Genomic DNA, 21918 nt, shown 5'->3' on the forward strand with positions numbered 1-21918 from the left:
GCACAGATGTTTCAGCCATCCTCCGACGTCACTGTGCACTTTGTACAGTCATTCAGGAAACTATTGCGCAGCTTGTGGATCGGCGGGACTCTGCGCTCATGACTGAGTCTCTGGCGAACCTCGAAACCACCCCGCACACGGCGCGTGAGGCCGACCCCTTCCCGGTCAAGGGCATGGACGCGGTCGTCTTCGCCGTCGGCAACGCCAAGCAGGCCGCGCACTACTACTCGACCGCCTTCGGCATGAAGCTCGTCGCCTACTCGGGACCGGAGAACGGCAGCCGTGAGACGGCCAGCTACGTCCTGACCAACGGCTCCGCCCGCTTCGTGCTGACCTCGGTCATCAAGGCGACGACCGACCACGGCCGCTTCCTCGCCGAGCACGTCACCGAGCACGGCGACGGCGTGATCGACCTCGCCATCGAGGTCCCCGACGTCCGCGCGGCGTACGCGTACGCCGTCGAGCAGGGCGCCCGCGGCCTGGACGAGCCGTACGAGGTCAAGGACGAGCACGGCACGGTCGTGCTGGCCGCGATCGCGACGTACGGCCAGACCCGTCACACGCTGGTGGAGCGCGGCGACTACACCGGCCCCTACCTGCCGGGCTACGTGGCAGTCGAGCCGATGGTCGAGGGCCCGGCCAAGCGCACCTTCCAGGCCATCGACCACTGCGTCGGCAACGTGGAACTCGGCCGGATGAACGAGTGGGTCGCCTTCTACAACAAGGTCATGGGCTTCACGAACATGAAGGAGTTCGTGGGCGACGACATCGCGACCGAGTACTCGGCGCTGATGTCCAAGGTGGTCGCGGACGGCACCAAGAAGGTGAAGTTCCCGATCAACGAGCCGGCGATCGCGAAGAAGAAGTCGCAGATCGACGAGTACCTGGAGTTCTACAACGGCCCCGGCGTCCAGCACATCGCCCTGGCCTCGAACGACATCGTCTCCACGGTCCGCTCCATGCGGGCGGCGGGCGTGCAGTTCCTGTCCGTCCCGGACACCTACTACGACACGCTCGGCGAGTGGGTCGGCGACACCCGCGTGCCGATCGACGAGCTGCGCGAGCTGAAGATCCTCGCCGACCGCGACGAGGACGGCTACCTGCTGCAGATCTTCACCAAGCCGGTGCAGGACCGCCCGACCGTCTTCTTCGAGATCATCGAGCGACACGGCTCGATGGGCTTCGGCAAGGGCAACTTCAAGGCGCTGTTCGAGGCCATCGAGCGCGAGCAGGAGAAGCGCGGCAACCTCTGAGGCCGCACGCGTGCCTTCAGGCCCCCGGCCCCGGCCGGGGGCCTCGGGCTGCCGTCGGCCCGGTGCGCGTACGGACACGCCGCCGCGTGGTGCCCTCCGGAGGGGAGTGGGCCGGCGCGGCGCCCGCCCGCGCACCGGGCCGCACGCGCGGCCCCACGGCGGACCGCCGGACCGCCGGACCGCCGGACCGCCGGACCGCCGGACCGACAGGAGTGCACCCAGCCCCGCCGGGCCGCGACCTGCGGCTGCGCCGTGCCATGCCGGGCTGCGCCCGGCATGGCCGTGAGGACGTGCCGCCGCGCGGGCGAGCGGCTGCCCGCTGGGCACCGGTCCGGCGGCCGAGGGCGCCCGGCCGGCCCGGTGCGAACCGTCAGCGGCGGGGCGACGCGGACGGGGACGGCTTCGGCTGGGGGTTCGGCTTCGGGAGTTCCGGCTCGACCCACGGCGTGACCGGCTGCAGGTGCTCGGGGCCGCCCGGCGGCGGCTGGCCGATCGACGCCAGCGCCTCCTTCGCCAGCGGCCCCCGCACCGGCGAGAAGTGCGGGTTCGTCCGCAGCGCCTCCTGCAGGTGCCGCCGCGCCCCCGCCTCGTCGCCGAGCGCCCGCTCGATCATCGCCCGGTGGTAGGCGAAGTCCGCATTGCGCAGCCCCGGCTCCGTGGCCTTCTTCGCGTACTCCAGAGCCGCCGTGTGGTCGCCCGCCCGGTGCAGCGCCCACCCCAGGGCGTCCGCGGCCTGCATGCTCTTGTGCCGCTCCCACTCCTGCGACAGCCGCCGCACCGCCGCCGCCGGATCACCGTGGTCCGCCTCGTACAGGCCCAGGACCACGTCCTCGTCCACCCCGTTCGCACCGTCCCGGGCCGCCATCGTCGTCAGTGCGGCGTACTGCTCGCGCGCCTCCTGCGCCCGCCCCAGCGACTCCAGCAGCTCACCCAGCTCCCGCGCCAGCTGCGGCACCGGGGTCCGCCCCAGCGCCATCCGGTAGTCCCGCACCGCCTCCCCGCCGCGCCCCAGCGCCCCCAGCGCCCGGGCCCGGCCCGCCAGGGCCTCCCCCTGAGCCGGATCCGTCCGCAGCGCCCCCTCGTACTGCCGCAGCGCCTCCGCCGCGTCGCCCCGCTCCCAGGACAGCTCCCCGAGCCGGAACAACGCGTACGCCTTCTCCGCCGGGGACTTCGCCGAGGCCGCCGCCGCCTCCATCGACACCACCGCGTCCTCGCGCCAGCCGCGGTCCCGGTACACCTGCGAGGCCCGGACGTGCGCCACCAGCCCCGGCCGCAACTCCAGCAGCCGCTCCATCGCCTTCTGCGCGCCCTTGTAGTCGCCCAGCCCCGTGTACGCGTCCACCAGCACCGGGTACGCCGTCCACCGCTTCGGCGACTGCGCCCGTACCAGCTCGCCCCACTTCCTGGCCGTGCCGAAGTCCCGCCGGGCATTGGCCAGCGCGCCCATGCCCGTCATGGCCTCGAAGTTGCCCTTCTCCGCCGGACGCACCTCCAGCGACCGCTTGAGGGCCTTCTCCGCCTTCGGGTACCAGGCCGAATCCGCGGTCCGCCGGGCCTGTTCGAGATAGGCGGAGCCGAGGACCGCCCACGAGGCGTCGTCGTCGGCGTGCGCCGCGACCCACCTCTCCCGGTCCGCCACCAGCGCCACCACGTCCGTCGCCGAAGCGGGCGCACCCATGCCCACCGCCGAAGCGGCGCGTTCGCTCGGCCCCGGCGGGCGCGCGTCGTCACCGGTCCGGGCCGGCCGGATCAACAGGGCCCCGGCGATCAGGACCACCGCCACCCCGGCGGCCACGAGCGTCTTGCGGCCGGTGAAGGTCACGGGCGGCGCCGGCGTCTGCGAATCCTCGTCGATACGGTCCATGGGGTCACTGTGCGTCAATATGAAGAGCGCGCCGAGATGTCCGAAGACGTGCGCGGGCGTGTTCACACCGATGGCCCCGGCTGCCACGCTGGCCCCATGGATGATGACCTCTCCGACCTGTCCGCACGTCTGCGCGCGAGCCTCCTCGAAGGGCTCCCCGCCGAGGCCCTCCTCACCGACCCCCAGGTGACCGCCTCCTACGCCACCGACATGGCCAGCTTCTGCGCCGCCGGCACCCCGGCGGTCGTCGTCCTGCCCCGGACCGTCGAACAGGTCCAGCACGTCATGCGCACCGCCACCGCCCTGCGGATCCCCGTGGTCCCGCAGGGCGCCCGGACGGGCCTGTCGGGCGGCGCCAACGCCTCCGACGGCTGCATCGTGCTGTCCCTGGTCAAGATGGACCGGATCCTGGAGATCAGCACCGTCGACCGGATCGCCGTCGTCGAACCGGGCGTCGTCAACGCCGTCCTCTCACGTGCCGTCGCCGAACGGGGCCTGTACTACCCTCCCGACCCCTCCAGCTGGGAACAGTGCACCATCGGCGGCAACATCGGCACCGCCTCGGGCGGCCTGTGCTGCGTCAAGTACGGCGTCACCGCCGAGTACGTGCTCGGCCTCGACGTCGTCCTCGCGGACGGGCGGCTGCTCCGCACCGGCCGGCGCACCGCCAAAGGAGTCGCCGGATACGACCTCACCCGGCTCTTCGTCGGCTCCGAAGGCAGCCTCGGCATCGTCGTCCAGGCCGTCCTCGCCCTCAAACCGGCGCCGCCCCGGCAACTGGTCCTGGCCGCGGAGTTCCCCTCCGTCGCCGCCGCCTGCGAGGCGGTCTGCGCCGTCATGGAGGCGGGTCTGACCCCCTCGCTGCTGGAGCTGATGGACCGTACGACCGTCCACGCCGTCAACGCCCTCGCCAGGATGGGCCTGCCCGAGGCCACCGAGGCCCTGCTGCTCGCCGCCTTCGACACCCCGCACGCCGCCCAGGACCTCGCCGCCGTGGCGGAGCTCTGCACCGCCGCAGGAGCCACCGCCGTCGTACCCGCCGAGGACGAGGCGGAGTCGGAACTGCTGCTCCAGGCCCGCCGGACGGCCTTCCCCGCGCTGGAGGCCCTCCGGCCCGCCACGATGATCGACGACGTGTGCGTGCCGCGCTCGCGGCTCGGCGAGATGCTCGACGGGACCGCTGCCATCGCCCGCGCCCAGGACCTGCTCATCGGCGTCTGCGCGCACGCCGGGGACGGCAACACCCATCCGATCGTCTGCTTCGACCCCGCCGACGAGGACGAGACGCGGCGGGCCCGCGAGTCCTTCGGCGAGATCATGGCGCTCGGCCTCTCCCTCGGTGGCACCATCACCGGCGAACACGGCGTAGGCGTCCTGAAGAAGGAATGGCTCGCGCGTGAACTCGGCCCGGTCGGACTGGAGATGCAGCGCTCCGTCAAGCAGGCTTTCGATCCACTGGGGATCCTCAACCCGGGCAAGCTCTTCTGAGATCCGGGTGAGTTCCTCCGAGACGCGGGCCGATGCCTCCGGCGTCAGGGCGAATTCCCGCGGGAGCCAAGGGAGTTCCTCCGCGACCCGGGTGAGTTCCTCCGGGACGCGGGCGGGCTCCTCCAGGACGCGGGCGGGCTCTTCCAGGACGCGGGCGGGCTCTTCCGACCGTATGAGGCGGAGGTGCCCCCCGGGCCGGCGGCCGCCCGGCCTGCGGCGCCCGCCCGGGGTCCGGGGACCGTGCGTCATCACAGGTCCCCGTCCGCCGGCTCGTCCGACGGCCACGGATCGCGCAGCCACAGGTCGTCGGCCGGGGTCGGTGTGAGCAGCTCGGCCAGCGCCGCCTCCAGGCCGAGCCGCTCGGACTCGCTGCCGGGCGGCACGACGCGCAGGGTCCGCTCCAGCCAGGCCGACACGGCGAGGGAGGGCGCCTCCAGGAGGGCGTCCCCGTCGGGGGAGCTGAGCGCCATGCAGAGCACGGCCTCGTTGTCGACCTTCGTGGGCCAGATCCGGACGTCGCCGTGACCGCACGGGCGGAACACCCCCTCGACGAGCAGCTCGCGGGCGAAGGTCCAGTGGACCGGGGTGCTGGAGCCGGTGTGGAAGGTGATGTGGACGGCGTACGGGTCTTCCGTGAGGTAGAGCAGGCGCGCCGGGACGGGGATGCTGCGCTCTGGGGAAAGGACCAGCTTCAGTTCCAGCTCGCGCTCGATGACGGGGTGGTGCATGACGGCCTCGCTTCGGTCGGTGCGATGGGGCCTGATGGCGCCCCACACCTGCGGAGAGCATCCGTGTGCCCCGGTATGACGCGACTTTCGACGAGGAGCGCGAGATTGGCCGAATCTTGTCGGCTGACTGAAAACCACCGTGGGGGGTGACGTTCGCTCAATGGCTTGGATTCTCCCGTTACCGGACCTGTCGGGCCACGGTTCTTGGCTATGGTCCTCCCCTTGCACAAGCCTCAAGCCACGATCGGAGTTGGGGACATGACGGCCTCCCCTGGTGACGGCGAGCACGCGGCCCGCGAGGGCTACTACCCGGATCCGTCCATCCCGGGGTACATCAGGTACTGGAACGGCGCGGCCTGGGTCCCGGGCACGAGCCGCCCTGCCCCGGCGGCGCCCGCACCCGTCCCCACGCCCGTCCCCGTGCCCGCCCCCGCTCCGGTCCGCCCGCTCCCCGCCCCCGCTCCCGCTCCCGTCGCCGCGCCCGCCGTCCCCCGCGCCGAGGAGACGGGACCGGTGTTCCTGGACGAGACCTCCGTGACCGAGGCGCTGCCGGAACCCGGCCCCGGGCCGGAACCCGCGGCCGCGCAGGCGCCGGCCCCCGCCTGGCAGGCCGATCCCCTGCACCAGGCCGGCTTCGGCGGGCCGCGCGACCGCCGGGTGTCATGGGGCAGCCCCAAGGAAGCGGAGGCGGAACCGGAGCCCGCGCCCCGCCCCGCACCGGCTCCGGCGCCCGAACCGGACCCGGAGCCGACCCCGGCCCCCGGGCAGCCCCAGGCCCGGCCCGCAGGGATCTCCCTGGCCCGTACGCCGTCCGACGCGGCCGCGCCCGCGCGGCTCCCCGCGCAGGCCTCCCCGGGCATCCTGTCGGCGCGCTCCCCGGCCGCGCATGCCCCCGCGGCCCCCGCGGCCCCCGCCGCCCCGGCATGGCCCGACGCCCCCGGAGCGGGCGGCACCGGCCCCACCGGGGTCACCTCCTCCTGGCCCGAGGCGACTCCCGCAACCGGCCCCGCGCGCGCGGCCGCTCCCGCCGCCGACTCCGAGGTGTGGGAGCCCCGGCCCGCCGGGGTCCGTCCGAAGGATCCGCTGCCCGCCGCGGACGCCGCCCGGGCGGAGCCGGCGCCGGCGCCCGCGGGACGGGAGCCGCGCGGACCGGAGGAGGCCGGTACGGGTGCCCGTACCGACCGCGCCGCCACGTCCAGAGCCGTGTTCGAGCGGATGGCCGAACGGGCCGTGCGCCCGGCCGGGCTGGTGCGCCGGCTCCTCGCCCGGACCCTGGACTCCCTCGTGTTCGGCGCCGTCGCCGCCACCGTGGCCCGGCCCCTCCTGCCCGGGGCCGAGGCCCACGTCCGGGCCAAGGTGGACGCCGCCCGGGCGAGCGGCCGCACCACCACCGTCTGGCTGCTCGATTCGACCATCGCCGGCAGCCTCGGCATGGTCTTCGGGGCCGTCCTCCTCTTCGGCGTCCTCTACGAGGTGCTGCCCACCGCCCGCTGGGGGCGCACCCCGGGCAAGAAGCTGCTGGGCGTCCGGGTGCTGGCCACCGCGACCCTGCGCCCGCCGTCCTTCGGCGCGGCCCTGCGCCGCTGGCTCGTGTACGCCTTCCTGGGCCTGCCCGGCAGCCTGTGGTGCCTCGTGAACCGCCCGCGCCGACAGGCCTGGCACGACAAGGCCGCCGGTACGTACGTGGCCCGCTAGGGGGCATCCCCCCGAACGGACGCGGTCCCGTTGCGGGGGAGCCGGACCCGGGTTCGACTCGGGCCATGAGTACCGACCAGCCGCCGCCGGGCCAGCCGCCCGAGGAAGACCCGTTCCTCAAGAAGCCCCAGGAGCCGACGCCCCCGTCGGGCGGTTCGCCGTACGGGCCGCCGCCGCCCGGGAGCGGCGGCCCGCCCCCTCCGCCCCCGGGAGGCCCGGGCTCCGGCGGCGGGGGCTACCCGCCCCCTCCGCCCCCGTACGGCGGCGGAGGCGACCCGTACGGCGGCAGCGGCGGCTACGGCATGCCCGACCCGCTGGCCGGCATGCCCCCGCTCGCCGACTTCGGCAAGCGGCTCGCGGCGCGCGTCATCGACGTGGTGATCGTCGCCGTCCCGCTGTTCCTCATCCAGCTGGCCTTCGGCGCGAACCGCTACACGGTCGAGACCGACCGGGGCGAGGACGTCAGCGAGGTCTTCACCAAGTCGTACAGCGGCAGCGGGCTGGTGATGACCCTCATCTCGATCGTCGCGTACGTCGGCTACGACTGGTGGTTCACCAAGAAGGACGGCCGCACGATCGGCAAGAAGGCGATGGGCCTGCGCGTCGCCATGCTCAACGACGGCACCGTGCCGCAGTCCGGCGCGGCCCTGACCCGGGCCGCCGTGCTCTGGTTGCCGACGCTGATCTGCTGCTTCTGCCTGTGGCCGATCGCGCTGATCATCTCGATCCTCGTCGACAAGCCCTACAAGCAGGGCCTGCACGACAAGGCCGCCAAGACCGTGGTGGTCCAGGCGACCTAGTCACGGGCAGGTGAGCGACGCGGGCGGCCTCCCCCCGAGGGAGGCCGCCCGCGTCGCGTCGTGCCCGCGCCGAGGGAGGAGGGTCAGTGGTGGACGGGGTGTTCGGCCGAGGCCGTCCGCGGTCCGGCGGGCCGGGCGCCCGGCGTCGCCTCCGCGGCGGACGCGGAGGCACCCGTACGCGCCGCGTGGCGGCCGTGGCGCTTCGGAACGGGCACGGTGAGGGCGACGAGCAGGCCCAGGGCGAGCGCGGCGGCGGAGATGACCGCGACGCCGAGCCCGGTGCTCGTCTGCGAGAGCAGCAGCATGGCGATCGTCGACACGATGACCGTGGCGGACCCGTACGCGAGCTGTGCGGCAGTCGGACGCGGCATGGCGATATCCGTCCTCGGTGAGGGGGAGGGGGAGTCGGCTCAACCAACTTCGCGCGTCAAGTGACTCCATGACGGGATGCCCGGGGAGGCCCGCCGGTAAGCGTGACCTAACACACGGTGCCGGAGCACAGGGGGCGCACGGGGTCATTTCTCACGCCCTGCAGGGGGGAGAAAGGGGACGCTACGGACCCGTTCCGGGGTCGGGAAGGGCCCTTCGCCCCGTATGGCAGCAGAACGTCCGGATAGCGGAACTCCCTGACCGCATAGTGCAGTTGTAAGGTTCAAGTCAAGGTCTGTCTTTTCTCGCGTCTCTCCGGTCAAATGTCGTCACTTGAGACGCGCGCCGCGCGGAACCCCCCACTCCTATGGAGAAGTTCCGAACTCAGACGTTGCGGCCGCGGGAGGGGAACACATCAAGTGACCAGCAATTCCGCCCGACGGCGTGCGATCCGCGCTGCCGCCGTCACCGTGACCATGGCCGCCTGCGCGACCAGCGCCACCTTCTTCACCGTCACCGCGGCCCAGGCCGAGGGCAAGGCCCCGGCCGCCCCGGTGGCCGACCGGCAGGACCCGACCACTCCTGCCAAGGTCGTCGAGCACGACCTCAAGGGCCCGTTCAGCGAGCAGCAGGCCCAGCAGCGCAAGGCCGCCCTGGACCAGGTCCTCCAGGGCAAGAAGGGCGTCGAGCAGCGCGGCGCCTCCAAGGTCGTCAAGCTGGACGACAAGAAGTACGTCGAGCTCGGCCGCGAGAAGACCGACAAGATCTTCACGATCCTCGTCGAGTTCGGTGACCAGGTCGACTCCACCACCATGCACGACCCGGACGGCCCCGGCCCCAAGCCGGCCGTTCCGAAGTACGGCGGCACCCCCGGTCCGCTGCACAACACGATCGCCCAGCCCGACCGCGCCAAGGACAACAGCACCGCCTGGCGCAAGGACTTCAGCCGTCAGTACTTCCAGGACCTGTACTTCGCCACCGGCGAGGGCAAGCACTCCCTGAAGACGTACTACGAGAAGACCTCCTCGGGCCGCTACTCGGTCGAGGGTGAGGTCGCCGACTGGGTCAAGGTCCCGTACAACGAGGCCCGCTACGGCTCCAACTTCTGCGGCCAGAGCAACTGCTCCAACGTCTGGGACACCGTCAAGGACGGCGTCACGGCGTGGGTCGAGGCCCAGAAGAAGGCCGGGAAGACCGACGCCGAGATCAAGGCGAAGCTGGCCCAGTACGACCTGTGGGACCGCTACGACTTCGACGGCGACGGCAACTTCAACGAGCCCGACGGCTACATCGACCACTTCCAGATCGTCCACGCGGGCGAGGACGAGTCGGCCGGCGGCGGCGTGCAGGGCCCCGACGCCCTGTGGGCGCACCGCTGGTACGCCTACGGCACCTCCGCGGGCAAGACCGGCCCGGACAACAACAAGGCCGGCGGCACCCAGATCGGCAACTCCGGCATCTGGGTCGGCGACTACACGATGCAGCCCGAGAACGGCGGCCTCGGCGTCTTCGCCCACGAGTACGGCCACGACCTCGGGCTGCCCGACCTCTACGACACCTCCGGTGGCGGCGAGAACGGCGTCGGCTTCTGGTCCCTGATGTCGGCCGGCTCCTGGCTCGGCACCGGCAAGGACTCCATAGGCGACATGCCGGGCGACATGACCGCCTGGGACAAGCTCCAGCTGGGCTGGCTGAACTACGACACGGCCAAGGCCGCGACGAAGTCCACCCACAAGCTCGGTGTGGCGGAGTTCAACACCAAGGACAAGCAGGCCCTGGTCGTCGAGCTGCCGAAGAAGAAGGTGCAGACGGACGTCGTCGCGCCCGCCGAGGGTTCCACCCAGTGGTGGAGCAACATGGGTGACGACCTCAAGAACACCCTGACCCGCTCCGTCGACCTGACGGGCAAGTCCTCCGCCGCGCTGTCCCTCAAGGGCTGGTGGGACATCGAGGCCGACTACGACTACCTCTACACCGAGGTGTCCACGGACGGCGGCGCCAACTGGACCGCCCTCGCCGGCACCGCCGACGGCACGGCCATCCCGGTCGACGCCGCCGGCAGCCCGTCGCTCACCGGTGTCTCGGGCGCCTGGAAGAACCTGAACTTCTCGCTCGACGCCTACGCGGGCAAGAAGGTCGACCTCCGCTTCCGCTACCAGACGGACGGCGGCGCGGGCGGCAAGGGCTTCACGGCCGACGCCCTCACCATCACCGCGGACGGCTCCGCGCTGTTCACCGACGGCGCCGAGAACGGCGACAACGGCTGGACCGGCAAGGGCTTCTCCCGGATCGGTGCCAGCTTCACCAAGGAGTACGCGCAGTACTACCTGGCCGAGAACCGCCGCTACGTCTCGTACGACTCCACCCTCAAGGTGGGCCCGTACAACTTCGGCTTCGGCAACACCCGTCCGGACTGGGTCGAGCACTACCCGTACCAGGACGGTCTGCTCATCTGGCAGTGGGACACCAGCCAGAAGGACAACAACACCAGCCAGCACCCGGGCCAGGGCCTGATCCTTCCGATCGACGCCAACGCCAAGCCCATGAAGTGGGCCGACGGCACGCTGCTGCGCAACAAGATCCAGCCGTACGACGCCACCTTCAGCGCGTACTCGACGGACGCCTTCACGCTGCACAAGAACGGCGAGGAGCTGTTCCTGAAGCCGAAGCCCGCGAACCTCGTCTTCGACGACCGTAAGGGCAAGTACTACTACGACGAGAACCCGACCGGATCGGTGAAGGTCACTGACACCAACACCAAGATCAAGATCCTGAAGGAGACCTACGACGGTGAGGTCATGACCGTCGAGGTCGGCCCCTCGAAGTAGTTTTTCGGTAAAGCTGCAGGTCAAAGCGTGATCGGCCGTCGCCCTCTAGCGGGCGGCGGCCGATCGCGTTTAGATGCCCCGGTACGAGGTTCTTATTGACGGGGGAGATGACAGACATGCCCGGTGGAGGTTTCGTCAGATTGCCAGGCGGCAGCGTGGTCGTTGCGCTCACGCTGCCGAGGCCGTCCGGTGAGGGCGGAAATGTCCGCGTGCTGGTGCACGCCGCGAACCGGGCCCGCGCCCTGACCAGGCTGCGGAACCTCGGGATGCGGGCGGTGTACCTGCGGGGCAACGCACAGCCGCCCACACCCGACGAGGTGACGGCCGTCCTGCACCATCCGGACGGCCTGCTGTGGCGCGGCGCACCCGACCGGGCCCAGGAGCTCTGGCACCCGATCCGGGCCCTGCTGGGCACGTAGACCCCGGGGCGGGCGAGAGGGACCGCGGCGCGGCCGGGTCCCCGGCGTTCTAGGACCGGGGCCGGGTCGTGCCCACGAGGGTCACACCGGCCGCGCGGAGCTCCTCCAGGGCCCGCTCGGTGGTCTGCGGGGCCACGGCCGCCGTCAGGTCCAGCAGGACGCGCGTGGTGAAGCCCGCGCGGGCGGCGTCGAGGGCAGTGGCCCTCACGCAGTGGTCGGTGGCGATGCCGACCACGTCGACCTCGCCGACGTGCCGCTCCCGCAGCCAGGCGGCGAGGCCCTCGCCGTTCTCGTCCGCGCCCTCGAAGCCGCTGTAGGCGGCCTCGTACGCGCCCTTGTCGAAGACGGCGGCGACCGCACCCGAGGCCACGGCGGGCGCGAAGTTCGGGTGGAACCCGACCCCCTCGGTGCCGGCCACGCAGTGCACCGGCCATGAGGTCTCGTAGTCCGGCTCGGCCGGCGGGTGCGCGAAGTGCGTACCCGGGTCGATGTGGTGGTCGCGGGTGGCGACGACGTGCCGGTACCCGGCGGTGGCCTGCCCGATCAGCTCGGTGATGGCGGCGGCGACGTCGGCTCCGCCGGTGACCGCGAGGCTGCCGCCCTCGCAGAAGTCGTTCTGTACGTCGACGACGATCAGTGCGCGGTGCATTTCGCGTGCCCTTCGGCTTGATGGTGTGCTGCGGCGGGCCCTGCGGGAGGCTCTTCCCCCACCCCGCCCCTTCCCGAAACGGGGGCTCACACGGAGCCTCGGCACGGGCGCCTCCCAGCGGTGGCCGGGGGAGAGGGGGGCGCGGGGGTCCGGGTGGGGAGCCCCCGCCCCTCCTGCCGGGCGCCCGCAGGGCTAGTGCTGTGACCGGACAGTTCACCGGGTCGCGACGCCCGGCACGGCACCTCGCCGCGTTGTCGGACCGCGCACGTACGTCCAGTACGAGCCGCGGCCCTCCGCCTCGACAGCTGGGTCGCCGACAGCGGCAGACCCGCGCGCGCCGCGCGGTGGCGGTCGCGGGCCGTCTCCAGCGGCTCGCGGGCGACCACCTCGCCGGCCTTGACCAGGTGCGTCAGCAGCTGCCGGTCGGCCAGGGCCGACGGAACCGGGCCCACGCCGATCACCTCCGCCTCCGCCACCCCGTCGGCGTCCCGCCGCCGCGCCGCCCACTTGCGGCCGCCGATGGACGTCTTGCCGCCCGTGGACTTCTTGGCCACCGGGACCAGTGCCGCCTTCGGGTCCGCCGAGGTGGCACGCGCCACCAGCTTGTAGACCATCGAGCACGTCGGGTGGCCGCTGCCGGTGACCAGCTGCGTGCCCACGCCGTACGCGTCCACCGGAGCGGCCGCCAGCGAGGCGATGGCGTACTCGTCCAGGTCCGAGGTGACGACGATCTTCGTCGAGGTCGCCCCCAGCTCGTCCAGCTGCTGGCGCACCCGGTGGGCCACCAGCAGCAGGTCCCCGGAGTCGATCCGCACGGCTCCCAGGTCGGTGCCCGCCACCTCGACGGCGGTGCGCACGGCCTCGGCCACGTCGTACGTGTCCACCAGGAGCGTGGTGCCGCGGCCCAGGGAGGCCACCTGCGCCGTGAAGGCGTCCCGCTCGCTGTCGTGGACCAGGGTGAAGGCGTGCGCGCTGGTGCCGACGGTGGGGATCCCGTACCGGAAGCCGGCCGCCAGGTCCGAGGTGGAGGTGAAGCCGCCCACGTACGCGGCCCGCGACGCGGCCACGGCCGCCAGCTCGTGCGTGCGCCGGGCGCCCATCTCGATCAGCGGCCGGTCCCCGGCCGCCGAGGACATCCGGGAGGCGGCCGCGGCGATCGCCGAGTCGTGGTTCAGGATCGACAGGATCACCGTCTCCAGCAGCACGCACTCGGCGAAGCTGCCCTCCACCCGCAGGACCGGAGAGCCGGGGAAGTAGACCTCGCCCTCGGGGTAGCCCCAGATGTCGCCGGAGAAGCGGTACGAGGCCAGCCAGTCCAGCGTCCGCATGTCGACGACGGCCCGCTCGCGCAGGAACTCCAGCACCGCGCTGTCGAAGCGGAAGTTCTCCACCGCGTCCAGCACCCGGCCGGTCCCCGCGACCACCCCGTAGCGGCGCCCCTCGGGGAGCCGCCGGGTGAACACCTCGAAGACCGAGCGGCGGTCGGCGGTGCCGTTGGCCAGGGCGGCCTGCAACATCGTGAGCTCGTAATGGTCCGTGAAGAGCGCTGTCGACGGCACGTCCACCGGCAGGCCCAGGTCCGCAGGGTTCATGGCGGCGATGCTAGCGCACATTTCGTCAAAGTGACGAGATGTGGGTCCCGTTTGTGCAACGGGCCCGTCACGGTGGCAGCATGGGACGAGTGAGTGTTGCTCCCATTGAGATCGAACGCACTGAGTCGGCCGAAGAGACCTTCGCGGTCCCGGAACCTGACGTTCCCTGGGTGACCCTGGTGCACAACGACCCGGTCAACCTCATGAGCTACGTGGCGTACGTGTTCCAGGCGTACTTCGGATACTCGAAGGACGTGGCGCACAAGCTGATGCTCGACGTCCATCACAAGGGGCGGGCGGTCGTCTCGAGCGGCACCCGCGAGGAAATGGAGCGCGACGTGCAGGCCATGCACGGCTACGGCCTGTGGGCGACCCTCTCCCAGGACCGCACCTGATGGGCCGGTCCACCGGGATGTTCGAGTCCCTCAAGGACGGCGGCGCCGCCATCGCGCTGGACGAGATCGAGATCTCCATCCTGCGCTCCCTGGCGGTCCAGATGCTGGAGCTGATCGGTCCCGGCGAACCCGAGCCCGCCGAGGACGCCGATCCCCTCGCCGCGCTGTTCGCCGAAGGCCCCACCGAGCCCCCGTCCGACCCGGCGCTGGCCCGGCTCTTCCCCGACGCCTACGGCTCCCCGGACGGCGCGGGCGACGAGGGCGTGGACCCGGCCGAGACCAGGGCCCGGTCGGCGGAGTTCCGCCGCTACACCGAGAACGACCTGCGCGCCCGCAAGCGCGACGACGCCCTCGCCCTCGTGCGCAGCCTCGACGCGCTCACCCCGGCCGCCGACGGGGCCGCCGTGCTGGAACTGACCGGTGAGCTGCCGTTGCGCTGGCTGGGCGGGCTCAACGACCTGCGCCTGACCCTCGCCGCCCGGCTCGACATCACCGAGGACGACGAGAGTGCGGCCCTCTTCCGGCTGCCGGACGACGACCCGCGCAAGCCCATGGTGATGGCGTACCTGTGGCTCGGCGGACTCCAGGAATCCTTGATCGAAACCCTCTGAGGAACCTCAAGAGGGAACGGTGTTCGCTCAGCGGATCCTCAAATCCGGATAACGATCAGATCACCGCCATGCGGTGATCTGTCATGATCACAGAAGTTTGTCCGGAAATTTTGATGCTGTGCACCACATTTCTCCCCCTCGGGCGGCCGTAAGCACGTGATAAATCTTCACGACCGCCGACGGGACGCCACCCATGTCTCCCGGCCCGCTTGAACCGGCAGACCGCCGGCGTGCAACTCCATCCGTATCCGGGGGGATCGAGGACCCGATCCGCAGCCAATGAAGGCGCGGGTCGGCGTGGAGAAAGGCGCACCAGACATGACCTCAGTGCAGGTCGAGCAGCACGGCAACACGCCCGGCGAGGGCACTCAGGGCGACGGCGGCGAGGGGTACCACCGCACGCTCGGCGCCCGCCAGATCCAGATGATCGCGATCGGCGGAGCCATCGGCACCGGCCTCTTCCTGGGCGCCGGCAAGGCGATCTCGAAGGCCGGCCCCAGCCTGATCCTGGCGTACGCGATCGCGGGCCTGGTCATCTTCTTCATCATGCGGGCCCTGGGCGAGCTGCTCATGTACCGGCCCGTCTCCGGTTCCTTCTCGGACTACGCCCGCGAGTTCCTGGGCCCGTTCTGGGGCTACGTCACCGGCTGGACGTACTGGCTGTTCTGGGTGGTCACGGGCATCACCGAGGTCACCGCCGCCGCGCAGTACATGGCGTACTGGACCCACGACAGCTTCCCGCAGTGGGCCTACGCGCTGATCTTCACGGTCATCCTCTACGGCGCCAACCTGATCTCCGTGAAGCTCTTCGGTGAGCTGGAGTTCTGGTTCTCCATGGTCAAGGTCACCGCCATCGTCGGCATGATCCTGATCTGCGCCGGCATCCTCACCATCGGTTTCTCCGACGCCGCCGAGACCGCCACCGTCGCCAACCTCTGGAACGACGGCGGCTTCTTCCCCAAGGGCATCGGCGGCACGCTGATGACCCTGCAGATCGTGATGTTCGCCTTCCTCGCGGTCGAGCTGGTCGGCGTCACCGCCGGCGAGTCCAAGGACCCCGAGAAGACCCTGCCCAAGGCCATCAACACCGTGCCGTGGCGCATCGCCGTCTTCTACGTCGGCGCGCTCATCATGATCCTCTCGGTCGTCCCGTGGACGCACTTCCAGCCGGGCGTCTCGCCCTTCGTCGCCGCCTTCGAGCGCATGGGCCTGGGCGTCGGCGCCGCGATCGTCAACTTCGTCGTCCTGACCGCCGCCCTGTCCTCCTGCAACTCCGGCATGTACTCCACCGGCCGCATGCTGCGCGACCTCGCGCTCAACGGTCAGGGCCCGAAGGTCTTCACCCGGCTCACCAAGAGCGGCACCCCGCTCATCGGCACCACCTTCTCCGCCGCGCTGATGCTCGTGGGCGTCTGGATCAACTACGTCGCCCCCGGCAAGGCCTTCGACTACGTCGTCTCCTTCGCCACCATCTCCGGCATGTGGGCCTGGATCATGATCCTGGTCTGCCAGATCCGCTACCGGGCCAAGGCCGACCGCGGCGAGCTGCCCGGCTCGAAGTTCAAGGCGCCCGGCGCCCCGTACACGAGCTGGTTCGCCCTGGCCTTCATCGGCATGGTCATCGTGATGATGGGCGCCGACAAGGACGCGCGCGTCTCGCTGTACTGCGCGCCGCTGTGGGGCGCCGTCCTGGGCGTCTCCTACCTGGTGATGAAGAACCGCGACCCGCGCGGCGCGGCCTTCACCAAGGCCTCCTAGCAGCGGTTCCCGGCCGCCTGCCGCGGCCGGGGGCCCTGCTCCCGTGGACACCCTGTCCACCATGCGGGCCCTTCCGTACCACTCCTCGGTACGGGAGGGCCCGTCTGCTTATCCTGTCGCTCATGCTGACCCTCACCCAGGCCCTGTACGACCGGATCGTCGAGCACGCCCGCCAGGACCACCCCGACGAGGCGTGCGGTGTCGTGGCCGGCCCGGCGGGCACCGGCCGCCCCGAGCGGTTCATCCCGATGCTCAACGCGGCCCGCTCGCCCACGTTCTACGAGTTCGACTCGAAGGACCTCCTGAAGCTCTACCGCGAGATGGACGACCGCGACGAGGAGCCGGTGATCGTCTACCACTCGCACACCGCCACCGAGGCCTACCCCTCGCGCACCGACGTCACGTACGCGAACGAGCCCGGAGCCCACTACGTGCTGGTCTCGACGGCCGACAAGGACGGGCTCGGAGACTTCCAGTTCCGCTCGTACCGGATCGTCGACGGCGTGATCACCGAGGAAGAAGTGCAGGTCGTAGCAGCCTACTGACCACCATGTGAGCAGATGGCGTCCACGATGCGGGATCACACTCCAAACCGGGGACCGGGAATCGTTAACATGACCGCATGGTTCCCCACGACGTGAGCATCGAGACGCCCGGCAGGCTGCTGCTCGTGGCCCGGCTGCACGTCGACCTGTGCCGCCTCGCCAGCGCCATCTGTCCTGCCGCCTGAGCACCAGAGCCCTCTCGCGCGGGGGCCCGCACGAACGCGCGCCCGTTTTCCCACGCACACTTGCCACGCCCACGCCCTGACGACTGGAGCCCAGCCATGGCCATCGAGGTCCGCATCCCCACCATCCTCCGCACCTACACCGACGGCGAGAAGGCCGTGAACGGTGAGGGCGCCACGCTCGCCGACCTCTTCGCGGACCTGGAGACCCGGCACAAGGGCATCGAGGAGCGCATCGTCGACGGCGGCCAGCTGCGCCGCTTCGTGAACGTCTACCTCAACGACGAGGACGTCCGCTTCCTCGACGGCATCTCCACCGCCCTCAAGGACGGCGACAACGTCACCATCCTCCCGGCCGTGGCCGGCGGATCGAAGTAATGCGCTACGACTCCCCCCTGGCCGCGGTCGGCAACACGCCGCTCGTCCGGCTGCCCCGGCTCTCGCCCTCGGACGACGTCCGGATCTGGGCCAAGCTCGAGGACCGCAACCCGACCGGCTCGATCAAGGACCGCCCCGCGCTCCACATGGTCGAGCAGGCCGAGAAGGACGGCCGGCTCCGACCCGGCTGCACCATCCTGGAGCCCACCTCGGGCAACACCGGCATCTCCCTGGCGATGGCGGCCAAGCTCAAGGGCTACCGCATCGTGTGCGTGATGCCGGAGAACACCAGCCAGGAGCGGCGCGACCTGCTGGCCATGTGGGGAGCCGAGATCATCTCGTCGCCGGCCGCCGGCGGCTCCAACACCGCAGTCCGGGTGGCCAAGGAACTGGCCGCGGAGCACCCGGACTGGGTGATGCTCTACCAGTACGGCAACCCCGACAACGCGGGCGCGCACTACGCCACCACCGGCCCGGAAATCCTCGCCGACCTCCCGTCGATCACCCACTTCGTGGCCGGCCTGGGCACCACCGGCACCCTGATGGGCGTCGGGCGCTACCTGCGCGAGCACGTCCCCGGAGTGAAGATCGTCGCGGCCGAGCCGCGCTACGACGACCTCGTGTACGGCCTGCGCAACCTGGACGAGGGCTTCGTCCCCGAGCTGTACGACGCCTCCGTGCTCACCACCCGCTACTCGGTGGGATCCTCCGACGCGGTCACCCGTACGCGGGAGCTGCTCCAGCAGGAGGGCATCTTCGCGGGCGTCTCCACGGGCGCCGCCCTGCACGCGGCGATCGGTGTCGGCCGCAAGGCGGTGGCCGCGGGCGAGAGCGCCGACATCGTCTTCGTCGTGGCCGACGGCGGCTGGAAGTACCTCTCGACCGGCGTCTACACCGCGGCGACCACGGAGGAAGCCATCGAAGTCCTCCAGGGCCAGCTCTGGGCCTAGCCCACACCGCTGACCCGGCGCCTCGAACGCCCCCGGGCTCGAATTCCAGCCCGTCCGGCGTTCGAGGACCGGGTCCGGGCGGAGCCCGGGACGGCGCGGAAGGGCGGGGCGGAGCTCCGCGCAGGGCGGGGCGGGGAGGAGCTCCGCGCAGCGGCCGGGCCGGTCAGCCCGAAAGGTGTTCCGCCAGGACGGCGGCGTGGCTGGAGCCCGGGTCCTTGACGGCAGTCAGCAGGGTCACCGGTCCACCCCCGGCCAGCCCGCGCAGGCGATCCAGCTCCGCCACCGCCTCCGGCTCCGCCAGCTCCGCCTCGTACCGCTGCCGGAACTCACCGGCCGAGCCCCCGTCGTGGAACCACTTGCGCAGCTCCGTCGACGGAGTGACCGCCTTCGGCCACTCGTCCACCTCCGCCGCCGCCTTCGACAGGCCCCGCGGCCAGAGCCGGTCCACGAGGACCCGCAGCCCGTCCGTCTCCGGCTCCGGCGGGTCGTACACGCGCCGCAAGCGGATCTCCGGCATCACCGACCGCCTCCCAGTCCCTTGACCTCGTCCCAGATCGCGGGGTCCAGCATCCCCAGCCGCGTCCGGAAGTCCCACAGCGACACCTCGTCGGGCCGGTCCGCCTCCAGGAAGGCCGCCCGCCCCTGCGCCCCCACCGTCCCCGGGGGCAGCGGGATCACCCCGGCCCGCCGGTCGTGGTACTTCGCGGTGATCCACGCGACCCGCGCCCGGTGCTCGCGTACCGGGCCCACTCCCAGGACCAGGCAGGTCCGGCCGTCCGCCAGGGTCCACAGTTCACCGGGCTGCGGGTGCGGCGGCCGGCCGGTGCCGTGCGCGGGCGGGGGGCGGCGGGGGACGCCCAGGCGCCCCCCGGCGATCAGCATCACCAATGCCAGGGCCACGACCGCGGCCACGGCGGGCCACCAGGACGTGTCCATGTTTCGACCGTAGCCGTGCGGGAAGGCCCCGGCACGGCAACGTCCGAGCCCACCGTCGCTCCCCCGGGTGACAGCGCAGGTGATTCCCCCCACAACGGCCTGCCGCGGAGGAGCGACCGGACGTTTCGCGCCTTACGCTCGACCCACGCACGGCCCGCATTCCGTCCACGGACCGTCCACGGAGGTTCACGCTCCATGAAGCTCACCGTCGTCGGCTGTTCGGGGTCGTTCCCGTCCGCGGAATCGGCCTGTTCGAGCTACCTCGTCGAGGCCGACGGCTTCCGGCTGCTGCTCGACATGGGCAACGGCGCCCTCGGCGATCTCCAGCGCCACTGCGGGCTCTACGACCTCGACGCGATCTTCCTGAGCCATCTGCACGCCGATCACTGCATCGACATGTGCGCGTACTTCGTCGCCCGCTTCTACCGCCATGAGGGCGGCCGTTGCGGCACCATCCCCGTCTTCGGTCCCGAGGGCACCGAGAAGCGCCTGACCACGGCCTACGACGACGTCCCGGACGAGCGGTCGATGAGCGAGGTCTTCGACTTCCGCACCCTGAAGCCGGGGTCCTTCGAGATCGGCCCCTTCCAGGTCCGCACCGAGCGGGTCGCGCACCCCGTCGAGTCGTACGCCATCCGCGTCGAGCACGGCGGCCGCTCGCTCACGTACTCCGGGGACACCGGCGCCTGCCCCGAGCTGGGCCGGCTCGCCGAGGGCGTCGACCTCTTCCTGTGCGAGGCGTCCTTCACGCACGGCAAGGAGGACATCCCGGACCTCCACCTCAACGGCCGCGAGGCCGGCGAGTACGCGCACGCCGGCGGCGTCGGGCGGCTCGTCCTCACCCACATCCCGCCGTGGACGGACCCCGCGCAGAACCTCGCCGACGCCCGCGCGGTCTACGACGGCCCGGTCGACCTGGCGTACGCGGGCGCGGTCTACGAGGTCTGAGCACCCGCAACACCGCCCCACCGCGCTGCAGTACGAAGAAGCCCCCGCCCTCCCGGAAGGGAGAGCGGGGGCTTCGGCGATGGTGCGGGGCCTACTTGGCCTCGGCCTTCTCCATCTCGGCCAGCTCCTCGTCGGACTCGCGGCCCGGCGTGGGGAGGTTGAACTTGGTGATCGCGAAGCGGAACCCGAAGTAGTAGACGGCTCCGAAGACCAGACCGATCGGGATGATCATCCAGGGGTTGGTCGCCTTGCTCCAGCCGAGGCCGAGGTCGATCAGACCCGCGGAGAAGGTGAAGCCCGCGTGGACCCCGAGCGCCCAGGTGATCGCCATGGAGAGGGCGGTCAGGATCGCGTGGATCGCGTACAGCACCGGCGCGATGAACATGAAGGAGAACTCGATGGGCTCGGTGACACCGGTGACGAACGAGGTGAGCGCGAGCGAGACCATCATGCCGGTGACGGCCTTGCGGCGCTCCGGGCGGGCGGTGTGCGCGATGGCCAGGGCGGCGGCCGGGAGGCCGAACATCATGATCGGGAAGAAGCCCGTCATGAACAGACCGGCGTCCGGGTCACCGGCGAAGAAGCGGTTCAGGTCACCGTGGACGACCTCGCCGGCGGCGTTGGTGAAGTCACCGATCTGGAACCAGGCGACGGTGTTGACGAACTGGTGCATGCCGATCGGGATCAGCGCACGGTTGATGGCACCGAAGACACCGGCGCCCGCGGCGCCCAGGCCGGTCATCCACTCACCGAAGTTGGAGATGACCTCGCCGATCGGCTCCCAGACCAGACCGAAGAACACACCGGCGAAGACACCGACGAAGGCCATGATGATCGGGACGAGCCGACGGCCGTTGAAGAAGCCGAGCCAGTCCACCAGCTTGGTGCGGTGGTAGCGCTGCCACAGGACCGCGGCGAGCAGACCCATGACGATGCCGCCGAGAACACCCGGGTTGTTGTACGTCGCGGCGACGTCGACACCCTTGTTCTCGGTCGTGTTGATGACGGCCTCGGTCACCGGGAAGGCGGTGAGGACGTTCTTGTAGACGAGGAAGCCGACGAGCGCGGCGAGCGCCGTGGAACCGTCCGCCTTCTTGGCGAAGCCGATGGCCACACCGATGCAGAACAGCAGCGGCAGGTTCGCGAAGACGGCGTCACCGGCGGTGGCGAACACCGTGGCGACCTTGCCCCAGCCGAGGCCGTCCTTGCCGAAGACGTCCGGCTGGCCGAGACGCATCAGGATGCCGGCGGCGGGCAGGACGGCGATGGGCAGCTGGAGGCTGCGGCCGACCTTCTGCAGACCCTGGATCAGGCCCGCTCCTCGCTTCTTGGCGGGCGGCGCAGCGGCGTCAGTAGCCGTACTCATAACTTCCTCCGGGGAGCAAGGCGCCGCCAAGGGGCCTGGAGCCTGGGGGACGGCGACGTCTCAGAAAGGGGGGAACACGCCGCCGGGGGAAGCGGTCGTGGTCTACACCAATCGTGGTGTAGACCAGTTGTAGCACGGTGAGGGATAGATAAGGAACCTTCGTT

At 71.2% G+C, this 21918-nt stretch carries 21 protein-coding genes and 1 pseudogene; 14 read left to right on the plus strand and 8 right to left on the minus strand.

Translation table 11 applies throughout. From position 1 onward, the window contains the following. Positions 1-98 precede the first annotated feature (98 nt). Complete coding sequence (hppD, locus tag IH80_RS0122405) at positions 99-1253, plus strand: 4-hydroxyphenylpyruvate dioxygenase (protein WP_030962788.1); 1155 nt, start codon at positions 99-101, stop codon at positions 1251-1253. Between the two features lie 370 nt (positions 1254-1623). On the opposite strand, the gene IH80_RS0122410 is transcribed toward hppD, so the two are convergent. Further along, positions 1624-3117 carry a tetratricopeptide repeat protein gene (locus IH80_RS0122410; RefSeq protein WP_234432343.1) on the minus strand — a complete coding sequence of 498 codons (1494 nt, stop codon included), beginning with the start codon at positions 3115-3117 and terminating at the stop codon, positions 1624-1626. Positions 3118-3213: 96 nt separating this feature from the next. Here IH80_RS0122410 and IH80_RS0122415 point away from each other — a divergent pair, with 96 nt between their 5' ends. Continuing rightward, positions 3214-4605 carry an FAD-binding oxidoreductase gene (locus IH80_RS0122415; protein WP_030962790.1) on the plus strand — a complete coding sequence of 464 codons (1392 nt, stop codon included), beginning with the start codon at positions 3214-3216 and terminating at the stop codon, positions 4603-4605. A gap of 248 nt (positions 4606-4853) precedes the next feature. Here the strand turns inward: IH80_RS0122415 and IH80_RS0122420 are convergent, their stop codons facing one another. After that, complete coding sequence (locus tag IH80_RS0122420) at positions 4854-5333, minus strand: SsgA family sporulation/cell division regulator (RefSeq protein WP_030962792.1); 480 nt, start codon at positions 5331-5333, stop codon at positions 4854-4856. A 258-nt stretch (positions 5334-5591) separates the two neighbouring features. Between IH80_RS0122420 and IH80_RS0122425 the strand changes: the two genes are divergently transcribed. Together IH80_RS0122425 and IH80_RS0122430 are read left to right on the plus strand one after the other, a co-directional pair. Continuing rightward, complete coding sequence (locus IH80_RS0122425; protein ID WP_030962793.1) at positions 5592-7028, plus strand: RDD family protein; 1437 nt, start codon at positions 5592-5594, stop codon at positions 7026-7028. A 65-nt stretch (positions 7029-7093) separates the two neighbouring features. Beyond that, on the plus strand, positions 7094-7828 hold the full coding sequence (locus IH80_RS0122430; RefSeq protein WP_030962794.1) for an RDD family protein: 735 nt from the start codon (positions 7094-7096) through the stop codon (positions 7826-7828). Positions 7829-7911: 83 nt separating this feature from the next. Here IH80_RS0122430 and IH80_RS0122435 read toward each other — a convergent pair whose 3' ends face one another. After that, positions 7912-8199 carry a hypothetical protein gene (locus IH80_RS0122435; protein ID WP_030962795.1) on the minus strand — a complete coding sequence of 96 codons (288 nt, stop codon included), beginning with the start codon at positions 8197-8199 and terminating at the stop codon, positions 7912-7914. A gap of 474 nt (positions 8200-8673) precedes the next feature. Here IH80_RS0122435 and IH80_RS0122440 point away from each other — a divergent pair, with 474 nt between their 5' ends. Then, complete coding sequence (locus IH80_RS0122440) at positions 8674-11025, plus strand: immune inhibitor A domain-containing protein (RefSeq protein WP_051809769.1); 2352 nt, start codon at positions 8674-8676, stop codon at positions 11023-11025. A gap of 116 nt (positions 11026-11141) precedes the next feature. Beyond that, positions 11142-11444, plus strand: coding sequence for a hypothetical protein (locus tag IH80_RS0122445; RefSeq protein WP_030825287.1), 303 nt, complete (start codon positions 11142-11144; stop codon positions 11442-11444). Between the two features lie 49 nt (positions 11445-11493). Here IH80_RS0122445 and IH80_RS0122450 read toward each other — a convergent pair whose 3' ends face one another. Together IH80_RS0122450 and IH80_RS0122455 are read right to left on the minus strand one after the other, a co-directional pair. Then, a complete protein-coding gene (locus IH80_RS0122450) occupies positions 11494-12093 on the minus strand; it encodes a nicotinamidase (RefSeq protein ID WP_030962801.1) in 600 nt (199 codons plus the stop codon). A gap of 275 nt (positions 12094-12368) precedes the next feature. Continuing rightward, a pseudogene (locus IH80_RS0122455) lies at positions 12369-13685 on the minus strand (nicotinate phosphoribosyltransferase); the annotation flags it as partial. 80 nt (positions 13686-13765) lie between these two features. Here IH80_RS0122455 and clpS point away from each other — a divergent pair. The 7 genes from clpS (at position 13766) to IH80_RS0122490 (ending at position 18504) form a co-directional block, all read left to right on the plus strand. Continuing rightward, positions 13766-14080, plus strand: coding sequence for an ATP-dependent Clp protease adapter ClpS (gene clpS / locus IH80_RS0122460; RefSeq protein ID WP_030852121.1), 315 nt, complete (start codon positions 13766-13768; stop codon positions 14078-14080). Continuing rightward, positions 14080-14691, plus strand: coding sequence for a DUF2017 domain-containing protein (locus IH80_RS0122465; RefSeq protein ID WP_030962804.1), 612 nt, complete (start codon positions 14080-14082; stop codon positions 14689-14691). Before clpS ends, IH80_RS0122465 begins: the two co-directional genes overlap by 1 nt. A gap of 318 nt (positions 14692-15009) precedes the next feature. Beyond that, positions 15010-16449 (plus strand): amino acid permease, encoded by a 1440-nt coding sequence (locus tag IH80_RS0122470; RefSeq protein ID WP_030962805.1) that lies wholly within the window; start codon positions 15010-15012, stop codon positions 16447-16449. A gap of 122 nt (positions 16450-16571) precedes the next feature. Then, positions 16572-16994, plus strand: a complete 423-nt coding sequence (locus IH80_RS0122475) for a Mov34/MPN/PAD-1 family protein (protein ID WP_030962807.1) — start codon at positions 16572-16574, stop codon at positions 16992-16994. A gap of 77 nt (positions 16995-17071) precedes the next feature. Beyond that, positions 17072-17179 (plus strand): putative leader peptide, encoded by a 108-nt coding sequence (locus IH80_RS47180; RefSeq protein ID WP_310941867.1) that lies wholly within the window; start codon positions 17072-17074, stop codon positions 17177-17179. 96 nt (positions 17180-17275) lie between these two features. Next, positions 17276-17554, plus strand: coding sequence for a MoaD/ThiS family protein (locus IH80_RS0122485; RefSeq protein ID WP_030662661.1), 279 nt, complete (start codon positions 17276-17278; stop codon positions 17552-17554). Further along, positions 17554-18504: a PLP-dependent cysteine synthase family protein gene (locus IH80_RS0122490; RefSeq protein WP_030962809.1), complete on the plus strand. Its 951-nt coding sequence runs from the start codon at positions 17554-17556 to the stop codon at positions 18502-18504. Before IH80_RS0122485 ends, IH80_RS0122490 begins: the two co-directional genes overlap by 1 nt. Positions 18505-18667: 163 nt before the next feature. On the opposite strand, the gene IH80_RS0122495 is transcribed toward IH80_RS0122490, so the two are convergent. Together IH80_RS0122495 and IH80_RS0122500 are read right to left on the minus strand one after the other, a co-directional pair. Then, positions 18668-19021 (minus strand): DUF488 domain-containing protein, encoded by a 354-nt coding sequence (locus tag IH80_RS0122495; protein ID WP_030962810.1) that lies wholly within the window; start codon positions 19019-19021, stop codon positions 18668-18670. Continuing rightward, positions 19021-19440 carry a hypothetical protein gene (locus IH80_RS0122500; RefSeq protein WP_030962811.1) on the minus strand — a complete coding sequence of 140 codons (420 nt, stop codon included), beginning with the start codon at positions 19438-19440 and terminating at the stop codon, positions 19021-19023. Before IH80_RS0122500 ends, IH80_RS0122495 begins: the two co-directional genes overlap by 1 nt. 195 nt (positions 19441-19635) lie before the next feature. Here IH80_RS0122500 and IH80_RS0122505 point away from each other — a divergent pair, with 195 nt between their 5' ends. Continuing rightward, the gene (locus IH80_RS0122505) at positions 19636-20388 is read left to right on the plus strand and encodes an MBL fold metallo-hydrolase (protein ID WP_030962812.1); all 753 of its coding nucleotides are present in this window, start codon (positions 19636-19638) and stop codon (positions 20386-20388) included. Between the two features lie 91 nt (positions 20389-20479). Here IH80_RS0122505 and IH80_RS0122510 read toward each other — a convergent pair whose 3' ends face one another. Next, positions 20480-21754, minus strand: a complete 1275-nt coding sequence (locus IH80_RS0122510) for a PTS transporter subunit EIIC (RefSeq protein ID WP_030962814.1) — start codon at positions 21752-21754, stop codon at positions 20480-20482. Positions 21755-21918 lie beyond the last annotated feature (164 nt).

Source organism: Streptomyces sp. NRRL S-378 (genome assembly GCF_000720645.1).
Lineage (GTDB): Bacteria > Actinomycetota > Actinomycetes > Streptomycetales > Streptomycetaceae > Streptomyces.

Bases quoted from the DNA above. Each gene is read 5' to 3' on its own strand.
- hppD (WP_030962788.1), top strand. From the start codon at position 99: ATGACTGAGTCTCTGGCGAACCTCGAAACCACCCCGCACACGGCGCGT.
- IH80_RS0122410 (WP_234432343.1), bottom strand. From the start codon at position 3,117: ATGGACCGTATCGACGAGGATTCGCAGACGCCGGCGCCGCCCGTGACC.
- IH80_RS0122415 (WP_030962790.1), top strand. From the start codon at position 3,214: ATGGATGATGACCTCTCCGACCTGTCCGCACGTCTGCGCGCGAGCCTC.
- IH80_RS0122420 (WP_030962792.1), bottom strand. From the start codon at position 5,333: ATGCACCACCCCGTCATCGAGCGCGAGCTGGAACTGAAGCTGGTCCTT.
- IH80_RS0122425 (WP_030962793.1), top strand. From the start codon at position 5,592: ATGACGGCCTCCCCTGGTGACGGCGAGCACGCGGCCCGCGAGGGCTAC.
- IH80_RS0122430 (WP_030962794.1), top strand. From the start codon at position 7,094: ATGAGTACCGACCAGCCGCCGCCGGGCCAGCCGCCCGAGGAAGACCCG.
- IH80_RS0122435 (WP_030962795.1), bottom strand. From the start codon at position 8,199: ATGCCGCGTCCGACTGCCGCACAGCTCGCGTACGGGTCCGCCACGGTC.
- IH80_RS0122440 (WP_051809769.1), top strand. From the start codon at position 8,674: ATGGCCGCCTGCGCGACCAGCGCCACCTTCTTCACCGTCACCGCGGCC.
- IH80_RS0122445 (WP_030825287.1), top strand. From the start codon at position 11,142: ATGCCCGGTGGAGGTTTCGTCAGATTGCCAGGCGGCAGCGTGGTCGTT.
- IH80_RS0122450 (WP_030962801.1), bottom strand. From the start codon at position 12,093: ATGCACCGCGCACTGATCGTCGTCGACGTACAGAACGACTTCTGCGAG.
- clpS (WP_030852121.1), top strand. From the start codon at position 13,766: ATGGGACGAGTGAGTGTTGCTCCCATTGAGATCGAACGCACTGAGTCG.
- IH80_RS0122465 (WP_030962804.1), top strand. From the start codon at position 14,080: ATGGGCCGGTCCACCGGGATGTTCGAGTCCCTCAAGGACGGCGGCGCC.
- IH80_RS0122470 (WP_030962805.1), top strand. From the start codon at position 15,010: ATGACCTCAGTGCAGGTCGAGCAGCACGGCAACACGCCCGGCGAGGGC.
- IH80_RS0122475 (WP_030962807.1), top strand. From the start codon at position 16,572: ATGCTGACCCTCACCCAGGCCCTGTACGACCGGATCGTCGAGCACGCC.
- IH80_RS47180 (WP_310941867.1), top strand. From the start codon at position 17,072: ATGGTTCCCCACGACGTGAGCATCGAGACGCCCGGCAGGCTGCTGCTC.
- IH80_RS0122485 (WP_030662661.1), top strand. From the start codon at position 17,276: ATGGCCATCGAGGTCCGCATCCCCACCATCCTCCGCACCTACACCGAC.
- IH80_RS0122490 (WP_030962809.1), top strand. From the start codon at position 17,554: ATGCGCTACGACTCCCCCCTGGCCGCGGTCGGCAACACGCCGCTCGTC.
- IH80_RS0122495 (WP_030962810.1), bottom strand. From the start codon at position 19,021: ATGCCGGAGATCCGCTTGCGGCGCGTGTACGACCCGCCGGAGCCGGAG.
- IH80_RS0122500 (WP_030962811.1), bottom strand. From the start codon at position 19,440: ATGGACACGTCCTGGTGGCCCGCCGTGGCCGCGGTCGTGGCCCTGGCA.
- IH80_RS0122505 (WP_030962812.1), top strand. From the start codon at position 19,636: ATGAAGCTCACCGTCGTCGGCTGTTCGGGGTCGTTCCCGTCCGCGGAA.
- IH80_RS0122510 (WP_030962814.1), bottom strand. From the start codon at position 21,754: ATGAGTACGGCTACTGACGCCGCTGCGCCGCCCGCCAAGAAGCGAGGA.